General features: G+C 60.0%; 12 protein-coding genes. All 12 read left to right on the top strand.

Features of this window, described 5'->3' with window-relative positions:
* Position 1 precedes the first annotated feature (1 nt).
* The 12 genes from ACRC0P_RS07380 (at position 2) to nuoK (ending at position 14,141) form a co-directional block, all read left to right on the top strand.
* Entirely contained in the window at positions 2-2,776 is a 2,775-nt protein-coding gene (locus ACRC0P_RS07380) for a valine--tRNA ligase (RefSeq protein WP_438629429.1), read from the top strand.
* An 816-nt stretch (positions 2,777-3,592) separates the two neighbouring features.
* Positions 3,593-4,006 (top strand): NADH-quinone oxidoreductase subunit A, encoded by a 414-nt coding sequence (gene ndhC, locus ACRC0P_RS07385; protein ID WP_438629431.1) that lies wholly within the window; start codon positions 3,593-3,595, stop codon positions 4,004-4,006.
* Positions 4,007-4,024: 18 nt separating this feature from the next.
* Positions 4,025-4,669: a NuoB/complex I 20 kDa subunit family protein gene (locus tag ACRC0P_RS07390; RefSeq protein WP_438629433.1), complete on the top strand. Its 645-nt coding sequence runs from the start codon at positions 4,025-4,027 to the stop codon at positions 4,667-4,669.
* A 69-nt stretch (positions 4,670-4,738) separates the two neighbouring features.
* Complete coding sequence (gene nuoC / locus ACRC0P_RS07395; protein ID WP_438629435.1) at positions 4,739-6,544, top strand: NADH-quinone oxidoreductase subunit C/D; 1,806 nt, start codon at positions 4,739-4,741, stop codon at positions 6,542-6,544.
* Positions 6,545-6,566: 22 nt separating this feature from the next.
* The gene (gene nuoE, locus ACRC0P_RS07400) at positions 6,567-7,130 is read left to right on the top strand and encodes an NADH-quinone oxidoreductase subunit NuoE (RefSeq protein WP_438629437.1); all 564 of its coding nucleotides are present in this window, start codon (positions 6,567-6,569) and stop codon (positions 7,128-7,130) included.
* A complete protein-coding gene (nuoF, locus tag ACRC0P_RS07405; RefSeq protein ID WP_438629439.1) occupies positions 7,108-8,382 on the top strand; it encodes an NADH-quinone oxidoreductase subunit NuoF in 1,275 nt (424 codons plus the stop codon). The genes nuoE and nuoF overlap by 23 nt, the downstream gene beginning before the upstream one ends.
* A 100-nt stretch (positions 8,383-8,482) precedes the next feature.
* The gene (nuoG, locus tag ACRC0P_RS07410) at positions 8,483-11,317 is read left to right on the top strand and encodes an NADH-quinone oxidoreductase subunit NuoG (protein ID WP_438629441.1); all 2,835 of its coding nucleotides are present in this window, start codon (positions 8,483-8,485) and stop codon (positions 11,315-11,317) included.
* Complete coding sequence (gene nuoH / locus ACRC0P_RS07415) at positions 11,314-12,261, top strand: NADH-quinone oxidoreductase subunit NuoH (protein WP_438629443.1); 948 nt, start codon at positions 11,314-11,316, stop codon at positions 12,259-12,261. Before nuoG ends, nuoH begins: the two co-directional genes overlap by 4 nt.
* 15 nt (positions 12,262-12,276) lie before the next feature.
* A complete protein-coding gene (gene nuoI, locus ACRC0P_RS07420; protein ID WP_221192117.1) occupies positions 12,277-12,795 on the top strand; it encodes an NADH-quinone oxidoreductase subunit NuoI in 519 nt (172 codons plus the stop codon).
* Complete coding sequence (locus tag ACRC0P_RS07425; protein ID WP_438629445.1) at positions 12,792-13,226, top strand: endonuclease domain-containing protein; 435 nt, start codon at positions 12,792-12,794, stop codon at positions 13,224-13,226. Before nuoI ends, ACRC0P_RS07425 begins: the two co-directional genes overlap by 4 nt.
* A gap of 83 nt (positions 13,227-13,309) precedes the next feature.
* Positions 13,310-13,828, top strand: coding sequence for an NADH-quinone oxidoreductase subunit J (gene nuoJ, locus ACRC0P_RS07430; protein WP_438629447.1), 519 nt, complete (start codon positions 13,310-13,312; stop codon positions 13,826-13,828).
* Positions 13,818-14,141: an NADH-quinone oxidoreductase subunit NuoK gene (nuoK, locus tag ACRC0P_RS07435; protein WP_438629449.1), complete on the top strand. Its 324-nt coding sequence runs from the start codon at positions 13,818-13,820 to the stop codon at positions 14,139-14,141. The genes nuoJ and nuoK overlap by 11 nt, the downstream gene beginning before the upstream one ends.
* The last annotated feature ends 1 nt before the right edge of the window (position 14,142 follow it).

A 14,142-nucleotide genomic window follows, 5' to 3' on the forward strand; every position in this document is an offset into this window, starting at 1 on the left:
CATGGACAAGACATACCAGCCCAACGCCATCGAACAGCAGTGGTACCAGACCTGGGAAGAGAACGGCTACTTCAAGCCTTCCGGCGACACCGAAGCCGATCCCTACTGCATCATGATCCCGCCGCCCAACGTCACCGGCAGCCTGCATATGGGCCACGGCTTCCAGGAATCCATCATGGATGCACTGATCCGCTACCACCGCATGCTCGGCGACAACACCCTGTGGCAGGTGGGCACCGACCACGCCGGCATCGCCACCCAGATGGTGGTGGAGCGCCTGCTGGGCGCGGAAGGGGTCAGTCGTCACGACCTGGGCCGGGACAAATTTATCGAGAAAGTCTGGGAGTGGAAGCGGGAGTCCGGCGGCACCATCACCCGGCAGCTGCGCCGCCTGGGTGCCAGCCCCGACTGGTCCCGCGAGCGCTTCACCATGGACGACGGCTTCTACAAGGCGGTGCAGGAGGTGTTTATCCGCCTGTACGAGGACGGCCTCATCTACCGCGGCAAACGCCTGGTGAACTGGGACCCGAAACTGCACACCGCCATCTCCGACCTGGAAGTGCTCAACGAAGAGGAACAGGGCCATTTGTGGCACTTCCGCTACCCGCTCAGCGATGGCTCCGGCCACCTGGTGGTCGCCACCACCCGCCCGGAGACCATGCTCGGCGACACCGCCGTGGCGGTGCACCCGGAGGACGAGCGCTACCGGCACCTGATCGGCAAAACCATCAGGCTGCCCCTGGCGGAGCGCGATATTCCGATTATCGGCGACGACTACGTCGACCGCGAGTTCGGCACCGGCTGCGTGAAGATCACCCCGGCCCACGACTTCAACGACTACGAAATGGGCCAGCGCCACAACCTGGAGCTGATCAACATCCTCGACGCGGATGCCAACCTCAACGACGCGGTGCCGGAAAAATACCGCGGCATGGAGCGCTTCGCCGCGCGCAAGCAGGTCGTCGACGACCTCGACGCACTGGGCCTGCTGGAGAAAGTTGAGCCGCACGCATTGAAGGTGCCCCGGGGCGACAGGTCCGGCGTGGTCATCGAGCCCTGGCTAACGGATCAATGGTACGTCAAAACCCAGCCGCTGGCCGAGGACGCGATCAAGGCGGTGGAAGACGGCCGGGTTGAGTTCGTGCCGAAAAGCTACGAAAACATGTACTTCTCCTGGATGCGCGATATCCAGGATTGGTGTATCTCCCGACAGCTCTGGTGGGGCCACCGCATTCCCGCCTGGTACGACGACGCCGGCAATGTGTACGTGGGCCGCTCGGAAAAGGAAGTACGGCAAAAGCATGGATTGGGCGATGATGTCCGACTGCGTCGGGACGACGACGTCCTCGACACCTGGTTCTCCTCCGGTCTCTGGACCTTCGGCACCCTCGGCTGGCCCGAAGAAACCGAGGAGCTGAAAACTTTCCACCCCACCTCGGTGCTGGTGACCGGCTTCGATATCATCTTCTTCTGGGTCGCGCGCATGATGATGCTGACCCTGTATTTCAAGAAGGAAGTGCCCTTCCACACCGTGTATGTGCACGGTCTGGTGCGCGACAATCACGGGCAGAAGATGTCCAAGTCCAAGGGCAACGTGATCGATCCCATCGACCTGATCGACGGCATCGACCTGGAGAGCCTGGTGAAGAAGCGCACCACCGGCCTGATGCGCCCGCAGGACGCGCCCAAAATCGAAGAACAGACCCGCAAGGATTTCCCCGAGGGCTTCGCCCCCTTCGGCACCGACGCGCTGCGCTACACCTACTACTCGCTGGCCGCCACCGGCCGCGATATCAAGTTCGACGTGGGCAGAATCGAGGGCTTCCGCAATTTCTGCAACAAGATCTGGAACGCCTCCCGCTATGTGCTGCAAAACTGCGACGGACAGGATTGCGCCCAGGATGGCAGCGAGGATTTCGAGCTGAGCCTGGCGGACCGCTGGATTATCTCCCAACTGCAGAAAACTGAAAAAGCCGTGCGCGAGGCGATGGACAACTACCGCTTCGACCTGGCTTCCCAGGCACTGTACGACTTTATCTGGCAGGAGTACTGCAGCTGGTACCTGGAACTCTCCAAACCGGTACTCTGGGACGATTCCGCCTCCACCGCAGTTAAAAAGGGTACCCGCCGCACCCTGATTCGCGTATTGGAAACCACGTTGCGCCTCACCCATCCGCTGATGCCCTTTATCACCGAGGAAATCTGGCAGCGGGTGAAAACCCTGGCCGGGAAAAGCGGCGACACCATTATGTTGCAGCCCTACCCGGCTCCGAACGAGCACAAAATCGATACAGACGCGGAGGCCGCCGTCGCCTGGCTGAAAGAGGTGATCGAGGGCGTGCGCAATATCCGCGGAGAGATGAATATCTCCCCCGCAAAGAAAATCCCCCTGCTGCTGCGCGGCGGTTCCGACACGGACGGGCAGCTGCTGGAACAGACCCGCAACCTGCTCACAAAGCTGGCCAGCCTGGAATCCATTAGCTGCCTGAAACAGGGCGAACCCGCCCCCGCCTCCGCCACCGCCCTGGCCGGAGACCTGGAACTGCTGGTCCCCATGGCCGGGCTGATCGACGTGGAAGCGGAAAGCGCGCGCCTGGAAAAGGAAATCGGCAAACTGGAAAAAGAACTGACCCGGGTTCAGGGCAAACTCAGCAATCCCAAGTTTGTCGACAAAGCCCCCGCGGAAGTGGTGGCCAAGGAAAAGGACAAACTGGCGGAAATGCAGAGTGCACAGGAGCGCTTGAAACAGCAGTTACAGGCACTCGACAATCTTTGATCTCCAACGATACGGATGCCCTGTGCAATCGACACCCGTTGCACAGGGCGATTCCGGGTGAATGGACAGTATTGCCTCTTTTCCCTGTCCCTTGTCATACCAAAAGCCCAATCCGAAGAAAGTCGCGCCAGTCGCACCGGCGCGAGCCCACGAAAAATACCAGCAAACAGTGCTCTTCGACAGTTTCGCTCAGCTCACCTATCTGCGAGGCCCGTCCGTGAACGTCTCCCTGCTGCTCAACCAAAACAGGCCAAAGTCGCTCCCGGCGGCTTTGTGCGCCAATTTTTCGCGGGCGACGATCAAATAAACAGGGAACCTGATTGATCGCCCCGCATGGGCTCTATCGCAATTTTCCGGGCCAAAAGCTCCCGAAAATGTAACTGCTCACCCCTGTAGGAGCGGGCCATGCCCGCGAACAGAGCCCGATCGCGGGCATGTCGGATGGCCGCCCCGCCGCTCCTACAGGGTGGCTCGCTTAAGCCAATGCAGCTTCCCTATGAGTGAGTAGTTACCCGAAAATCACCTATCCCGGAGCCCGCAAGCAAACCTGTCGCCTAAAATCACAGATTATTACCCTATAAAAAAAAGCCAAGTAATAAGTAATTGTTCCTTATCCGCTCTGGCTTTCATTTCCACAAACCTTTATAAAATTGCTCAGGCATATAAATGCCAATTCCCGCGACAGAAACTGTCGCAATTTCAAACCGGCCAATTTCAACTAATATCCAGAGGTCAATCCTATAGCGGTACCAGTGCGGTAACAGCGATAAACCAAGGGCGCGGACAGCGCCTGTCAGCCTGTCGGGGAGAGAGAAGTTGAATGCAGCAACCCTAGTCAACCCGAGCATTTGGCCCCTGGTGGTCTACTGCCTCGCCGTTTTTGCACTGGTCGCGCTAATGCTGGGCCTCTCCTACTTCCTCGGCCAGCGCCGGCGCGACGCCGCCACCGACGAACCCTTCGAATCCGGCATCGTCTCCCAGGGCAGCGCCCGTCTGCGGCTCTCCGTCGGCTACTATCTGGTCGCCATCCTGTTTATCGTCTTCGACCTCGAAGCCATCTATCTGTTCGGCTGGGCCGTCTCTTTTCGCGAGACCGGTTTGCTGGGCTTCGTCGAAGCGACTATTTTCATAGTGATTCTGCTCGCCGGCCTGGTGTACCTGTGGCGCCTGGGGGCGCTCGACTGGGGCGGCAGGCAGAACAGTCTGGAGAAACGCGAGGAATATCGATAACGACAATAAGGAAGCACTATGCGCTGGCAGTTAACCAAAGCGGAAAATGTCATAGCGAGCAGTGGGCGCACAGAGGGAGAAATTTTTTCCGAGGAAATCAAAAAGAATATTCTGCTCACAAAGCTGGAGGACCTGGTGGCCTGGGGCAGGGCCAATTCCCTGTGGCCGTTCAACTTCGGCCTCTCCTGCTGCTATGTGGAAATGGCCACCGCCTTTACCAGCCGGCACGATATCTCCCGGTTCGGGTCCGAAGTGATCCGTGCCACTCCCCGCCAGGCCGACCTGATCGTGATCTCCGGCACAGTGTTTATCAAGATGGCGCCGGTGTTGCAGCGTCTCTACGAACAGATGATGGAGCCGCGCTGGGTGATTTCCATGGGCTCCTGTGCCAACTCCGGCGGCATGTACGACATCTACAGCGTGGTGCAGGGAGTCGACCGCTTTATGCCGGTGGACGTCTATGTACCCGGCTGCCCGCCTCGACCGGAGGCGCTGATGCAGGGGCTTACCCTGCTGCAAAAGTCCGTCGCCGAAGACCGCCGCCCCCTGAGCTGGGTGGTGGACGAGCACGGCCCGAGGCAGATTCCCAAACCCAGCCAGCGCGACCTGCATCGGGAGGCGCGCATGTGCGCGGATAAATTGCGCGCACCGGATACCGTCTGAATCCAGCGATATAGTCCCCTCTTCCCCTTTGGGGAGAGGGGAGTAAATAACCACATCCGGGAAGACCCAATGACCGGCGTAATCGCACAGAGCGTCCATATCGAGACCCCCTACAGCGCGGAGGCGGAAGCCTTTATCGGTGATCTGCGCAGGGAATACGGACAAGCCGATTACTGGCTGCAGCCGGACTCCCTCGATATGCCCACTCTTTGGGTGGCACCGGAAACTCTGCTGCCGCTGCTGCGCCATCTCAAAACGGAAATCTCACGCCCCTTTCTTATGCTCTACGACCTCAGCGCCATAGACGAGCGCCTGCGGCTTCACCGCGGCGAGCGGGAAGCGCAGCAGCCGCAGAGCGATTTCACCCTGGTCTACCAGCTGCTCTCACTGGAACGGGACCTGTTTATCCGCATCAAGGTGGCGCTGCCGGAATCCCGCCTGTCGGTGCCCTCCGCCATTCCGGTGTGGGCCTGTGCCAACTGGTATGAACGCGAGGTGTGGGACCTGTTCGGCATCGGGTTTGTCGGCCATCCCAACCTGCGCCGCATCATGATGCCGCCCACCTGGCAGGGCCATCCACTGCGCAAGGATCACCATGCGCGGGCCACGGAAGTGGATCCCTTCAGCCTGTCGCCGGAAAAGCAGCAAGCGGAGCAGGAGGCGCTGCTGTTCAAACCGGAGGAATGGGGCATGTCCCGCGCCAGCGACAGCGCGGAATTCATGTTCCTAAATCTGGGCCCCAACCACCCCAGCGTGCACGGGGTTTTCCGCGTGGCACTGCAGCTGGACGGAGAGAAGATCGTCGACGCGGTGCCCGATATCGGCTACCACCACCGCGGCGCGGAAAAAATGGCCGAGCGCCAGGCCTGGCACAGCTACATCCCCTATACCGACCGCATCGACTACCTGGGCGGGGTGATGAACAACCTGCCCTATGTGCTGGCGCTGGAACAGCTGGCCGGCATACCGGTGCCGCCGCGGGCGCAGACCATCCGCGTGATGTTGTGTGAATTCTTTCGCATCGCCAGCCACTTGGTGTTCTACGGCACCTTTGCCCAGGACGTGGGGCAGATGTCGCCGGTCTTTTATATGTTCGTGGATCGGGAAAAGCTTTTCGGCATCATTGAGGCCATCACCGGTGGACGCATGCATCCGGCGTGGTTCCGCATCGGCGGCGTCGCCCAGGACCTGCCGGAAGGCTGGGACAAAATGGTGCGGGAATTCCTCGACTATATGCCGAAGCGCCTGCGCGAATACGAAGGCATGGTGCTGAAAAACAAGATACTGCAGCGGCGCACCCGGGGCATCGGCGTCTACAACACCGACGAGGCATTGGAGTGGGGCGCCACCGGCCCGGGGCTGCGCGCCACCGGCCTGGAATGGGACCTCCGCAAGCGCCGTCCCTACAGCGGCTACGACCAGTTCGAATTCGATATTCCCACCTACGACGGCGGCGACTGTTACGACCGCTGTCGCGTACGTGTGGAAGAGATATGGCAGAGCCTGCGTATTATCCGCCAGTGCCTGGACAACATGCCCTCCGGGCCCTACAAGTCGGACCACCCGCTGACCACGCCGCCGCTGAAGGCGCGCACCATGCACGATATCGAAACCCTGATCCAGCATTTCGTCAACAACAGCTGGGGGCCGGTGATGCCGGCGGGAGAAGTCTGCGTCGCAGTGGAAGCCACCAAGGGGTTGAACAGTTACCAGATTGTCAGCGACGGCGGCACCAATGCCTACCGCGCCAGAATCCGCACACCATCTTTCCCGCACCTGCAGATGATTCCACTGCTTTCCAGCGGACTGCTGGTGTCGGACCTCATTGCCATTATCGCCAGCATCGATTTCGTGATGGCGGACGTGGACCGTTAGGACTAATTGTTGGGGATGGGTTATGTCCAGCGTCTTTGAACCGGAAGTTGTGGAAGTAATGGATTTCAGCAAAGCGGACCGCAGCACCGAAACGCAGCTCAGTGCGGAGGAGAAGCGTGAAATAGACGCGGAATTTTCCCACTACGAGGACAAGGCCTCCGTGGGTCTGGAGGCGCTGCGCATCGTGCAAAAGCACCGTGGCTGGATTTCCGACCAGAGCCTGCAGGCGGTTTCCGACTACCTGGATATCCCCCCGGCGCAGCTGGAGGGTGTGGCCACTTTCTTTCAGCTGATCTTCCGCCAGCCGGTGGGCAAAGAGGTGATCCTGTTCTGCAAGAGCGCCAGCTGCTGGATCATGGGCTGCGCAAGGTTGCAGGCACACATCGAGCAAAAATTACAGATAGCTCCCGGGCAAACCAGCGGGGATGGAATCTTCACTCTTCTGGAAACCCCCTGCCTGGGGGATTGCGACAAGGCCCCGGTGATGATGGTGGGTGAGGAAATGCATCGCAACCTCACCGAGCAGACTATCGACGAAATTATCGACAACAAGAAGCGTCGCCATGCTGACGAATCCACTGACTAAAAATATCGACCCTCAGAATACCGCCACCGACCTGGCGGGCTACCGCGCCGCCGGCGGCTACAGCGGCTGGCGCAAGGCCCTGGCTGGCGATCCGGGCGACCTGGTCAAAACGGTACAGGACGCGGGTTTGCGCGGCCGCGGCGGAGCCGGCTTCAATACCGGCCTGAAGTGGAGCTTCGTTCCCCGGGGCGAGGGCAGTCCGGCGGTCAAGTACCTGGTGTGCAATGCCGACGAAATGGAACCCGGCACCTTCAAGGACCGGCTGCTGATGGAGCGGGACCCTCACCTGCTGATCGAAGGCATGGCCATCGCCGCCTATGCCATCGAGGCCCGCACCGCCTATATATTTATTCGCGGCGAATATCACACGGCCACCGCGCGCCTGGAAAAGGCCATCGCCGAAGCCCGGAAAGAGGGTCTGCTGGGGAAAAACATTCTCGGCAGCGGCTACAGCCTGGAAATACATCTGCATCGCAGCGCCGGCAATTACATTTGCGGCGAGGAGACCGCCCTGCTCAATGCCCTGGAAGGCAAGCGAGCTATTCCGCGGGCCAAGCCACCCTTTCCCCAGGTCAGCGGTCTCTGGGGCAAACCCACGGTGGTCAACAATGTGGAGACCTTCTGCAATATTCCCCATCTGATCGACCTGGGCGTGGACTGGTACAAGAGTTTGGGACGGGGCGAGGACGCGGGTACGAAGCTGTTCGGCGTCAGCGGCAAGGTCAAGAATCCCGGCACCTGGGAACTGCCCATGGGCACGCCGATCCGGGAAATCATCGAAGTGCACGCCGGCGGTATGCGCGACGGACTGAAACTGAAGGGTTTTCTCCCCGGCGGCGGCTCCACGGATTTCCTCGGACCGGAGCACCTGGACCTGCCGATGGATTACGACGTCATCGGCAAGTCCGGCAGCCGCATGGGTACCGGCACCATTATTGTGCTGGACGACAAAACCTGCCCGGTGGGCCTGGTGCTCAACCTCACTCAGTTTTTTGCCCGCGAGTCCTGCGGCTGGTGCACACCCTGCCGCGACGGCCTGCCCTGGGCAGTAAAAATTCTGCAGCGCATCGAGAACGGCGAAGGCCGCCCGGAAGACATCGGGTTACTGCGGGAACAGGTCCGCTACATGGGCCCCGGCAACACCTTCTGCGCTCTGGCCCCCGGCGCCGCCGAGCCGATACAGAGCGCATTGAAACTGTTCGAACAGGATTTTATCGACCATATAGAAAAAGGCTGTTGCCCCTACCTGTAGGAGCCTGCTTGCAGGCGAAAAGTGGTTGCCAAAAGGCTCGGCAATATTCGCCTGCAAGCAGGCTCCTACAGAGAAACACAAAGGCTGAAATGGAATCAAAATGCCAACAATAACCATAGACGGCGATGATTACGAAGTAGAGGAAGGGCAAAACCTGCTCAGCACCTGCCTGTCCTTGGGAATCGACCTGCCCTATTTCTGCTGGCATCCGGCCATGGGCTCCGTGGGCGCCTGCCGCCAGTGCGCAGTGATTGAGTACAAGGACGCAGAAGATCACCGCGGCCGACTGGTAATGAGCTGTATGACCCCGGTCAAGGATGGTGGTCTCTACTCGGTCAACGCCGAGCAGGCCCGAGAATTCCGTGGCAGTATTATCGAAGATCTGATGACCAACCACCCCCATGACTGCCCGGTTTGTGAGGAGGGCGGCGAGTGTCACCTGCAGGATATGACCGAGATGACCGGTCACACCAACCGCCGCTACCGGGGCACCAAGCGCACCCACCGCAACCAGTACCTGGGCCCCTTTATCAATCACGAGATGAACCGCTGCATCGCCTGTTACCGCTGCACACGTTTTTACCGTGATTATGCCGGCGGCACGGATCTCCAGGCACTGGGTCGCAACAACCAGGTCTATTTCGGCCGCCAACAGGAGGGTGTGCTACAAAACGGTTTCAGCGGCAACCTGGTGGAAGTCTGCCCCACCGGCGTGTTCACCGATAAAACCTTCAGCAAACACTATGTGCGCAAGTGGGACCTGCAGACCGCCCCCTCCATCTGTGAACACTGCGCCGTTGGCTGCAATACCGCGCCGGGTGCGCGGGCGGGCTGGGACGGCAAGGACCAGATGCTGCGGCGGGTAATCAACCTCTATCACCGGGAAATCAATGGATATTTCCTCTGCGACCGCGGCCGTTTCGGCTACGACTATGTCAACAGCGACATGCGCCTGAAAACCGTGCTGGCCGCGCGAACGGATACATTGATCGAGTCCACCGCCGCGCGCGGCGAAAAAATTCACGGCGAGATTCCCCCGCGGGAAGCCGTCGAACAGCTGGGCCAAACCCTGGGCCAGGCACAGAAAGGCCAGCGCCGGCTGATCGGTATCGGCTCGCCGCGCGCTTCCCTGGAAAACAATTTCGCCCTGTGCCAGCTGGTGGGCCCCGACAATTTTTATGCGGGCCTGGCGGAGCGGGATCTGCACCTGCTGCATCTGGTCGACGCCATACAACGGGACCCGCGCACCCACAGCCCCACAATCCCGGAGATAGAGAACGCCGACGCGATACTGATCCTGGGCGAGGATATTTCCAACACCGCACCGCGCGTCGCGCTGGCGGTGCGCCAGGCCGCCCGCAACCGGCAACGGCGGCAGGCCCGCGAACTGAGAATTCCCCAGTGGCAGGACACCTCGGTGCGCCAACTGTATGGCAACCCCAGCCCGATTACCGTCGCCGAATTTGAGGACAGCGGCCTGGATGATATCGCCAGTAGCCGCTTTCGCGGCACCCCGGAGGAAATCGCCACCTTTGGTCACGCCCTGGCGCAGTTGATTGCCGGCAAACAGCCCGTGGACCTGCCTCCGGAATATTTGGAATTGGCACAGCAAATTTCCAAAGCCCTGAGCGCGGCGGAACGGCCGCTGGTGATTTCCGGCTGCGGCTGCCGGAGTGGAGGCATACTGCAGGCGGCCGCGCAATTGACCACCGCACTCGCAGACAGGGATTCCAGTCCCTGCGCGCTCTATCTGGCGTGCCCCGAAGTCAACAGCCTCGGGCTCGCACAACTGTGCACGGACGGCAAAAAAACCCTTGACCACCTGCCCGGCGCACTGCGGGCGGAAGGCGAAGCGAAAAATCCCAGCAGCGTGATCGCACTGGAAAACGACCTCTGCCGCCGTGGCGACACAGCCACTGCGGAGGAGATTTTTTCCCTCGCCGACGAATTGATCGTGCTCGACCTCCTGCACAACCGGACTACCCGGCGGGCCGATCTGATTTTTCCCGCCGCAGCCACTGCGGAATCCCAGGGCACGGTGATCAATAACAACGGTCTGGCCCAGCGCTTCTACGCGGTTTACGAGGGCCCGGGCTACATCCAGGAAAGTTGGCGGTGGCTGGCCGATGCGGCTGGATTTTGCCCGGAAAGCAATACCCTTATCAGCACTATCGCCGATTGGAAACACTGCCACGACCTGGACCAGGCCATCGCGGCGGCCCTTCCGGAGCTGGAAGTGGTTGCAGACCTGGGCCCGGATGAGGACTTCCGCATCGACGGCCTTGAAGTCGCCCGGCAGAGCCACCGCTACAGCGGGCGCACGGCAATTTATGCCGACAAATCAGTGGCGGAACACAAGCCGGTCAAAGATCCCGATGCGCCGCTGGTGTTCTCCATGGAGGGCATTCAGGACCCGGGTAAAACACCCCTGCAGGCGAACATCTGGTCCCCCGGCTGGAACTCCAACCAGGCGCTGCACAAATTCCTGCAGGGAATCGGCGGCAAGCGGCGCTGCGGAAATGGCGGCAGGAAAATACAACGGGCCTCCAGGCTTCTGCCGGACTGGCAATCTGCAGAACAACCGGCAGAACAACCGGCGGGGGTGACAGAGGGGTTTCTTCTGCTTCCTGTCTACCGGATGTTCGGTTCCGGCGAGCTGAGTGCCATGGCCCCCGCCATTGCCAGTGTTATTGCCCAACCCTTTGCACTGATCAACCGACGCGACGCAGAACGCCTGGATATCGACGCGGGAGATCCGCTGGAAATCACTGTCGGTGGCGACCGCTGCCAGCTTATCGCCGAAATCTCTGACACTATTCCCACCGGCAGCCTGGGCGTCCCCTATGGCTTTCCACAGGTGGAACCGCTGAGCACAGAGACTCCGGCCAGGGGCCGGCTACAGGTGACGCAGCCGGAAACCGGAGGTGACCGATGAACTGGGTCGCACTGCTCAATATCTTCGGTGTGCTGACAGTGGCGGTGCTGCTGGCTGCATTGCTTACCTGGGGCGAACGCCGGCTGCTGGGGTTCTGGCAGGACAGGCCGGGGCCGAACCGGGTGGGCCCCTTCGGCACACTCCAGGTGGTCGCGGATATGATCAAACTGTTTTTCAAGGAGGACTTCGTTCCCAGGTTTGCCGACATTCCGGTGTTTGTGCTGGCGCCCACCGTCGTAATGGCAGCCATGCTGCTGGGCTTCGCGGTGATTCCGGTGTCCCCGGCGATAGGCGTAATCGATCTCAATGTGGGCTTGCTGTTTTTTCTCGCCATGTCGTCCATGGCGGTCTACAGCGTGATTCTCGGCGGCTACGCCTCCAACAACAAATACGCGCTGCTCGGCGGACTGCGCGCCGCCGCGCAGACGATTTCCTACGAAGTATTCATGGGTTTGAGCCTGATGGGCGTGGTAATGATGTCCGGCAGCTTCAACCTGCGGGAAATCGTACAGGCCCAGGAAAATACCTGGTTTATCCTGCCTCAGTTTGTCGGCTTCCTGGTGTTTTTTATCGCCGGCATCGCCGAGAGCCACCGCCTGCCCTTCGATCTTCCGGAGGCGGAACACGAGCTTACCGCCGGCTTTCATACCGAGTATTCGAGCATGAAATTTGGCATGTTTTTTGTGGGCGAGTACCTGTCGGTGATCCTGATCTCCGCGCTGATCACCACACTGTTTCTCGGCGGCTGGCTGGGCCCCTGGTTGCCACCGGTGGTTTGGTTTTTGTTGAAGACCAGTGTACTGATCGCCCTGTTTGTCCTGCTGCGTGCCGCCCTGCCGCGCCCCCGCTACGACCAGCTGATGCATTTCGGCTGGAAATTTATGCTGCCGCTGTCCCTGGCCAACCTGCTTATTACAGCGGGAGTACTGCTATGGATTCAATAACGAGGGAGGCCTGCCATGATCGCTAGTCAGCTGCGCAGTATGTGGTTGGTGTTCAAGCACCTTTTCAGCCGCAACGTCACGGTGCAATATCCGGACGAAAAACCCTACTTGGCACCGCGATACCGCGGGCGCATCGTACTCACCCGCGATCCGGATGGCGAGGAACGCTGTGTGGCCTGTAACTTATGCGCGGTAGCCTGCCCTCCGGATTGTATCTCCCTGCAGAAAACCGAAGACGAAGACGGCCGCTGGCGCCCGGCGTTTTTCCGCATCAACTTCTCCCGTTGCATCATGTGCGGCCTGTGTGAAGACGCCTGCCCCACTTACGCCATACAGTTGACACCGGATTTCGAGATGTGTGAGTACGACCGCCAGAACATGGTATACGAGAAGGAAGACCTGCTGATCAGCGGGCCGGGCAAGTACCACGATTACAGTTTCTACAATGTGGCCGGCAAGGCGATCGACGGCAAGGACAAGGGGCAGGCGGAGAACGAAGCGGAGCCGGTCAATATAAAGAGCCTGAATCTATGACTAATTGTAAAAGAAAGCTCCCCTCTCCCGCTTGCGGGGGAGGGGCCGGGGGAGGGGGAAATCTCCAGGTGGCACGAGCGAGAAGTCTTCGTTCCAATGCTACCGATGCCGAACAGAAACTGTGGTATCACCTCCGAGCCCACAGATTCATGGGATTGAAGTTCAAACGTCAGAAGCCCATAGGCCACTACATCGTCGACTTTGCCTGTATGAATCCAAAGTTGATCATCAAACTTGACGGCGACCAGCACCTGGATCAGGGAAATTATGACCATAGGCGGGATTCCTGGCTGAGAGACCAGGGCTTCGAAGTACTGAGGTTCTGGAACAATCAAGCCCTGAGTGAAACATCAGCGGTACTGGAAATGATCAGGCAGCGGGTACTGGCCCTCTCCCCCAACCCCTCTCCCGCAAGCGGGAAAGGGGAGTAGGAAAGCTCCCCTCCGCCGTTTACGGAGGAGGGGCCGGGGGAGGGGGAACACCCACAAAATCAGAACAACGGAAAAACAAAACCATGTACTTCTATCTAACCGCCCTGGTCGCCATAGCCTCCACCACCATGGTGATCTTTAACCGCAACGCGGTCCACGCCCTGCTCTACCTGGTGGTCTCCCTGCTCGCGGTGGCGGTAATTTTTTACCAGTTCGGCGCACCCTTCGCCGCGGCACTGGAGGTCATTGTCTACGCCGGTGCCATCATGGTGCTGATCGTGTTTGTCATCATGATGCTTAACCAGGGAGACAAGGCGGTGGCCCAGGAGAGCCAGTGGCTTCGGCCGGGAATCTGGTGGGGCCCGGGCCTGCTCTCGGCCATTCTTCTCCTGCAATTGCTTTTTATGCTGCGCGGCGGGCAGGTGGCCGACAGTACGGCGCTGCATTACGTCGGTCCCAAAGAAGTGGGAATAGCGCTGTTCAGCCGCTACATACTCGCGGTGGAACTGGCCTCCATGCTGCTGCTGGCGGGGCTGGTGGGAGCCTTTCATCTGGCGCGGCAGAAGCGCAGAGAAGAGAGTGGGGTACAAGATGCCGATTGAAACCATTGCCGGTGATGCCATGCATCAGGGGCTGATCCTCGCGGCCACCCTGTTTTGTCTCGGGCTGGCCGGACTGCTGGTGCGGCGCAATATTATTTTTATGCTGATGTGTATCGAAATCTGCACCAATGCCGCGGCACTGGCATTCGTGGTGGTGGGCGCCCACTGGGGCAATGCGGACGGCCAAGTAATGTACATCTTTGTGATTACCCTGGCCGCGGCGGAAGTGGCTATAGCGCTGGCGCTGGTACTGCAATTCTACCGGCGCAGGCACACCGTGGATGTGGACCAACTGAACGGAATGCGAGGTTGAT

Source organism: Microbulbifer sp. (assembly GCF_051659245.1).
Lineage (GTDB): Bacteria > Pseudomonadota > Gammaproteobacteria > Pseudomonadales > Cellvibrionaceae > Microbulbifer.

Bases quoted from the DNA above. Each gene is read 5' to 3' on its own strand.
- nuoH (WP_438629443.1), top strand. From the start codon at position 11,314: ATGAACTGGGTCGCACTGCTCAATATCTTCGGTGTGCTGACAGTGGCG.
- nuoC (WP_438629435.1), top strand. From the start codon at position 4,739: ATGACCGGCGTAATCGCACAGAGCGTCCATATCGAGACCCCCTACAGC.
- ACRC0P_RS07425 (WP_438629445.1), top strand. From the start codon at position 12,792: ATGACTAATTGTAAAAGAAAGCTCCCCTCTCCCGCTTGCGGGGGAGGG.
- nuoG (WP_438629441.1), top strand. From the start codon at position 8,483: ATGCCAACAATAACCATAGACGGCGATGATTACGAAGTAGAGGAAGGG.
- nuoE (WP_438629437.1), top strand. From the start codon at position 6,567: ATGTCCAGCGTCTTTGAACCGGAAGTTGTGGAAGTAATGGATTTCAGC.
- ACRC0P_RS07380 (WP_438629429.1), top strand. From the start codon at position 2: ATGGACAAGACATACCAGCCCAACGCCATCGAACAGCAGTGGTACCAG.
- ACRC0P_RS07390 (WP_438629433.1), top strand. From the start codon at position 4,025: ATGCGCTGGCAGTTAACCAAAGCGGAAAATGTCATAGCGAGCAGTGGG.
- nuoI (WP_221192117.1), top strand. From the start codon at position 12,277: ATGATCGCTAGTCAGCTGCGCAGTATGTGGTTGGTGTTCAAGCACCTT.
- nuoK (WP_438629449.1), top strand. From the start codon at position 13,818: ATGCCGATTGAAACCATTGCCGGTGATGCCATGCATCAGGGGCTGATC.
- nuoF (WP_438629439.1), top strand. From the start codon at position 7,108: ATGCTGACGAATCCACTGACTAAAAATATCGACCCTCAGAATACCGCC.
- nuoJ (WP_438629447.1), top strand. From the start codon at position 13,310: ATGTACTTCTATCTAACCGCCCTGGTCGCCATAGCCTCCACCACCATG.